At 47.8% G+C, this 6,041-nt stretch carries 4 protein-coding genes; all 4 read right to left on the bottom strand.

Going from position 1 to position 6,041, the window contains the following annotated elements:
• The coding region (gene rpsG, locus V3S16_RS04385) for a 30S ribosomal protein S7 (protein WP_413883460.1) at positions 1-392 on the bottom strand (392 nt) is incomplete at its 3' end.
• 138 nt (positions 393-530) lie between these two features.
• Positions 531-902 carry a 30S ribosomal protein S12 gene (gene rpsL / locus V3S16_RS04380; protein WP_413883459.1) on the bottom strand — a complete coding sequence of 124 codons (372 nt, stop codon included), beginning with the start codon at positions 900-902 and terminating at the stop codon, positions 531-533.
• Between the two features lie 340 nt (positions 903-1,242).
• The gene (gene rpoC, locus V3S16_RS04375) at positions 1,243-5,622 is read right to left on the bottom strand and encodes a DNA-directed RNA polymerase subunit beta' (protein WP_413883458.1); all 4,380 of its coding nucleotides are present in this window, start codon (positions 5,620-5,622) and stop codon (positions 1,243-1,245) included.
• A gap of 68 nt (positions 5,623-5,690) precedes the next feature.
• A partial coding sequence (locus V3S16_RS04370) for a hypothetical protein (RefSeq protein ID WP_413883457.1) occupies positions 5,691-6,041 on the bottom strand: 351 nt, incomplete at its 5' end.

Raw genomic sequence — 6,041 nt, 5'->3', positions numbered from 1 at the left:
CTTTTGTTGGCGGCATCCATAAGCTCTCCGGCCAGTTTGTCGGCCATACTTTTTTCCGACCTTTTACGCGCAAGGCCGATAACCCACCTTATGCCCAGTGCCGTTCTCCTTGACGGTCGAATTTCTGTGGGGACCTGGTATGTTGAACCACCGACACGACGCGACTTTACCTCAATCATCGGTTTTACATTTTCGAGAGCTTTTTCAAAAACTTTGAGCGGAGATTCCTTTGTTTTTTTCTCGATGATGTCAAATGAATCGTATAGAATTGACTCGGCCAGGCTCTTCTTGCCGTCCCGCATGATTGTCTTAATAAACCTTGATACCAACTTGTTGTTATATTTGGAATCAGGAATAACCGGCCGCTCAGGAACTTCTCTTCTTCTCGGCATATGCTACACCACTTTTTTTATAAGTTGTTTGTAAAGCATTGAAAATCCCTGTCCCGCCTCAAAGGAACAGGGATTTTCTCTAATTGCGATCTTGTCAGTTTTATTTTGCCTGCTGGTCTTCAGTCAGTCTGAATACCTCTACTTGGGCTTCTTTGAGCCGTATTTTGACCGGCCTTGCCTACGATCCTCGACTCCAAGGGTATCAAGAGTTCCTCGCACAATATGATACCTGACACCGGGCAGGTCCTTTACTCTTCCACCACGAACCAGAACAACCGAATGCTCCTGAAGATTATGCCCTATACCAGGTATATATGCTGTAACCTCTACACCTGTTGTCAGCCGCACCCTCGCAACTTTACGCAGCGCGGAATTGGGCTTTTTGGGTGTCGAAGTATACACGCGCGTACACACCCCTCTCTTTTGAGGAGACCCCTTGAGTGCCGGTGTATTGGTTTTCTTCTTTATCCGCTTTCGGCCCTTTCTTACTAACTGGTTGATGGTCGGCATTTTATCCCCTTCTTAACTAGTGTCCATCCAGAAACAGCATCTTTTGGCCCAGGGCTGCGTTTTTCGCTTTTTTGCAATCCTCGGAATAGCGCGCTATGCCTGCGGTTGCAAAAACGCTCTAGCCTTGCCCTGAACCAAAATCTACCATTTCTGGATGGACACTAACTACTATTTTATAACAAGTCTCTTACATTGGCAAAGTTGTTAACGTAAAACAAAAAGCGGTTTATTGTCAAGCGTTTTATATGAAATTTAATACACATTTCACAATTTTATAAAGACGCATTCGACAGGCTTTTTGTTGTTTTAAGCCGTCGCAGCTAAAGCTGCGACGGCTGACTCAGCTCGGCTCAATTTCCACATCCCGGTATACGGCCAAACCGGTTCCGGCAGGAATGATTCTGCCCATTATGACGTTCTCCTTCAGGCCCTTAAGATAATCTTCTTTACCGGCGATACTCGCATCGGTAAGAACCTTGGTCGTCTCTTGGAATGAAGCCGCCGAGATAAAGCTTTCCGTGGATAGCGATGCTTTGGTAATCCCAAGAATAAGAGGTTCGGCCACAGCAGGTTTTTTCCCTTTTTCAATCATATCCCTGTTGGTTTTCTCAAATCTAATTTTGTCAACCTGTTCTTCCGTAATAAAATCCGTATCGCCGGGCTCCATAACTTTCACTCGCCGCATCATCTGACGAACGATAACTTCGATGTGCTTGTCGTTTATGCGGACGCCCTGCAGGCGATATACCTCCTGAACCTCATCGACGAGATAGCGAGCCAGTGCGATTTCACCTTTGATATTCAATATATCCTGAGGAACCGCCGCTCCGGCGATAAGCTGTTCACCCGCCCGGATGTAATCACCCTCATAAACAGTTATATGTTTGCCGCGGGGTATCAGGTATTCCCTCTTTTCACCGACATCTATCGGTGTGACGGTGACTCTCTGTTTCCCTTTTTTGGTGGTTTTTGCAATCGAAACATACCCGTCGATCTGGCTTAAGACGGCAGTTTCTTTAGGCTTACGAACCTCAAAAAGTTCGGCCACTCTGGGAAGACCCCCGGTAATATCCTTGGTCTTGGTTGTTGCCCTGGGCAGCTTGGCAATAACGTCACCAGCCTTAACTTCATCCTGTTCTTCAACCAGCATAATTGCATCGATAGGCAACAAATATCGCGCACTTCCCGACGACCCCGGCAATTTGGCCGTCTTGCCATCTTTGTCCTTGATGGAAATCCTCGGACGTTCCTCGCCGCTTTTGGATTCAATGATCATACGACTCGATTTTCCCGTCACAGGATCAACCTTCTCCTGCATGGTTTTGCCGACTACGATATCTCCAAATTTAACGGTTCCTTTAACTTCCGTTATTATCGGTGTTGTAAACGGATCCCATGTAGCCAGAAGATCACCGACCTTAACTTTACCGCCTCTTTTGACCACAACATGAGCACCGTAAATGACAGGGAACCGTTCCCGTTCCCGTTCCTGACCGGTATCCCCGACGATGGCTAACTCGCCACCTCGCCGGTTCATCACCACAAATTCGTTTTTGCCTTTTTTGACCACATTGAGATCAACATACTCCAGCGTGCCGTCCACCCGCGCCCTGATATCGGCCCGTTCTACTCTACGACTGGCCGTCCCGCCGATGTGAAAAGTGCGCATGGTCAACTGGGTTCCGGGCTCCCCGATGGATTGGGCCGCCAGTATTCCAATGGCCTGTCCGATTTCAACTATGCCGCCATGCGAAAGATCCCGGCCATAGCATTTTGCACAAACACCGTTTTTGGTCTTGCATGTCAGAACCGAACGTATCTTTACACTGGTTATACCTGCATCTTCAATCAAATGCACGGCCTTTTCGTCCAAAATTTCTCCGGCCTTAACAATCATCTCGTCGGCAAACGAGTCAATAATATCTGTGACAGACACACGCCCCAAAATACGTTCATCAAGGCGCTGAATGACTTCACCGCCCTCCATCAGGGATTCCACCTCAACCCCAAACGTCGTTTCACAGTCTTTGTCCAAAACAATGCAGTCTTGGGCAACATCCGCAAGGCGTCGGGTGAGGTACCCTGAATTCGCCGTTTTCAGTGCAGTATCTGCCAGTCCCTTTCTGGCACCATGGGTCGAAATAAAATACTGCAGCACGGAAAGGCCCTCTCTGAAATTTGCACTAATCGGCGTTTCGATGATTTCGCCTGATGGCTTGGCCATCAGACCGCGCATGCCGGCAAGCTGCCGCATCTGATCTTTGCTGCCTCTGGCACCGGAATCCGCCATCATGTAAATGGGGTTTAAACTTTCCTGGTCGGCAGGGCGGCCGTCCTGGCCGGTCTCCGTGCCCTTTCGCATCGCATCCATCATCTCGTCGGCAACATCATCGGTTGCTTTTGCCCAAATATCTACAACTTTATTATATTTCTCACCCTGCGTGATAAGCCCTTCGGTATACTGTCGGCCAATCTTTTCAACCTCCTTTTCCGCTTTCTTCAAAATATCCCATTTGGCTGCAGGAATGATCATGTCGTCAATGCAAATGGATAGACCGCCTTCAGTCGAATATTTGTAACCAACATCCTTCAACCGATCGGAAAGGATAACCGTCGCTTTGGGACCCAGGTTTCTATAGGCGTAATCCACGAGTTCGCGAAGTGTCTTTTTATCCCTAACATTGTTGACCATAGAGAAAGGAATTTCGGGCCGCTTCTTTATGACCTTAAAAATATGATAGGCCTCATCGGCAAAAATAACGCTGCTGACCTGATCTGCTTCAAGTGCGAAAACCTCATCGGTATCATTATCTGTAGCATTAAATCCCCGCATGAATTCGTCTTTCCGCAAAAGCCCCAGAATCCCGTCATTATCTTTACCAAGAGTCTGGGAATATTTCTTTACCATATCCGTAAATTCTGCTCCCTTGTGGATCTTATCAAGAACTTTCTTGGCTTTGGCTTCTTCCGCAACCATAATATGGCCAAGCACTATAATGTTGCCTTTGGGTATGATCTCCCACAGCAGAATCCTGCCGACAGTCGTATCGTACCGTTCGCCGTTCATGCGAACGACTATTTGAGCATGCAGGTCAACTTTCTCGTCATCATAGGCACACCGAACCTCATCGGCATTAGCAAAAACCTTGCCTTCGCCCCGGCCCCCGGCAACCCCCCTGGTCATATAGTAAATGCCAAGAACAATATCCTGGCTCGGCACAATAATCGGGCTCCCGTTGGACGGTGAAAGGATATTATTGCTCGACAGCATCAGTACCCGGGCTTCAATTTGCGCTTCCACTGAAAGGGGAATATGAACCGCCATTTGATCACCGTCAAAGTCGGCATTAAACGCTGTACAGACAAGCGGATGAAGCTGTAAGGCCTTGCCTTCAATCAGAATCGGTTCAAAGGCCTGAATGCCCAGTCGGTGTAAGGTGGGAGCGCGGTTTAAAAGCACCGGATACTCCTTGACGACTTCATCCAGGGTGTCCCATACTTCCGGAATCTCCCGCTCCACCATTTTTTTGGCGCTTTTTACGGTGGAAACAAGCCCTTTTTGTTCAAGGCGGTAATAAACAAATGGTTTAAACATCTCCAAAGCCATCTTTTTGGGTAGACCGCATTGATGGAGTCTGAGGTTGGGCCCCACGGTAATAACGGTTCGGCCAGAATAATCGACCCTTTTTCCTAATAGATTCTGCCTAAAACGCCCTTGCTTGCCTTTGAGCGTATCACTCAGAGACTTGAGCGGTCGTTTGTTTGTTCCCGTAATGACTCGGCCGTGGCGGCCGTTATCAAAGAGAACGTCTACCGATTCCTGGAGCATTCTTTTTTCATTACGGACGATAATGTCAGGCGCTTTTAGGTCGATAAGACGTTTAAGGCGATTATTACGATTAATGACCCGGCGATAAAGGTCATTGAGATCCGATGTGGCGAATCTTCCCCCCTCAAGGGGAACCAGCGGACGCAGGTCCGGCGGCAAAACCGGAATGATATCCATTATCATCCAGGCCGGATCGATTCCACTACGCCTGAAAGCATCGATGATTTTTAGCCGTTTGGATAGTTTTTGACGCTTGGCAACTGAACCGGTGGAGACAATTTCGCTTCTCAGCTGTTCGTGTACGGCATCAAGATCAATCATTTCCAGCATTTGCTTGACTGCCTCTGCTCCAATGCCGACCTCGAACTTTGATCCCCAGGTTTCTAGTGCCTCTCGATATTTATTATCTGACAGCAGTTGCTTGCGGCTTAAATCAGTATCTTTGGGATCAATAACTATGTGACTGTCAAAGTAAAGAACCTTTTCAATGTTTTTGAGCGTCATGTCCAACAAGTTGCCGATTTTGCTTGGAAGGCTTTTCAGGTACCAGATATGGGCACAGGGGGTGGCGAGCTCTATATGCGCCATGCGCTCCCTTCTTACCTTGGATTGAATGACCTCTACGCCACATTTTTCGCAAATGACACCTCTGTGTTTCATGCGCTTGTATTTGCCGCAGTTGCATTCATAGTCTTTGGTAGGGCCGAAAATCTTGGCGCAGAACAGTCCGTCCCGTTCAGGCTTAAAGGTTCGATAATTGATTGTCTCCGGCTTTTTTATCTCTCCATGAGACCATTTCATGATTTGCTCCGGTGATGCCAGGGCAATGCGAACAGCTGTATAACGTTTTGGATCCGTTGGCTTGGCGAAGAAATCGTATAGAGTGTCCATTTTTTTTCCTATTTATGGGGTTTAATATTTTATTGATACCCTAATCGAGCCAAAACTCGATTAGGGTATTACTCTGCCTCCAAAAGAGTCACGTCTAAACCCAAACTCTTCAGTTCTTTTGTCAGGACTCTAAAAGACTCGGGCAGGCCTGGTTCCAGAGTATTCTGCCCTTTTACTATCTTTTCATACATGCGGGTCCTTCCGGCCATGTCATCCGACTTTACCGTTAAAAATTCCTGGAGGGCATGGGCCGCACCGTAAGCCTCCATGGCCCAGACCTCCATTTCACCCAAGCGCTGACCCCCAAACTGAGCCTTGCCGCCAAGCGGCTGCTGGGTCACCAGTGAATAAGGCCCAATAGACCGTGCGTGTATCTTATCATCAACAAGATGATGGAGTTTCAATACATACATTGTACC

This window comes from Candidatus Desulfatibia sp., from assembly GCF_036446775.1.
GTDB lineage: Bacteria > Desulfobacterota > Desulfobacteria > Desulfobacterales > UBA11574 > Desulfatibia_A.
Note: the sequence above shows the minus strand (reverse complement) of the source record. Positions and strands in the feature narration are given on the sequence as shown.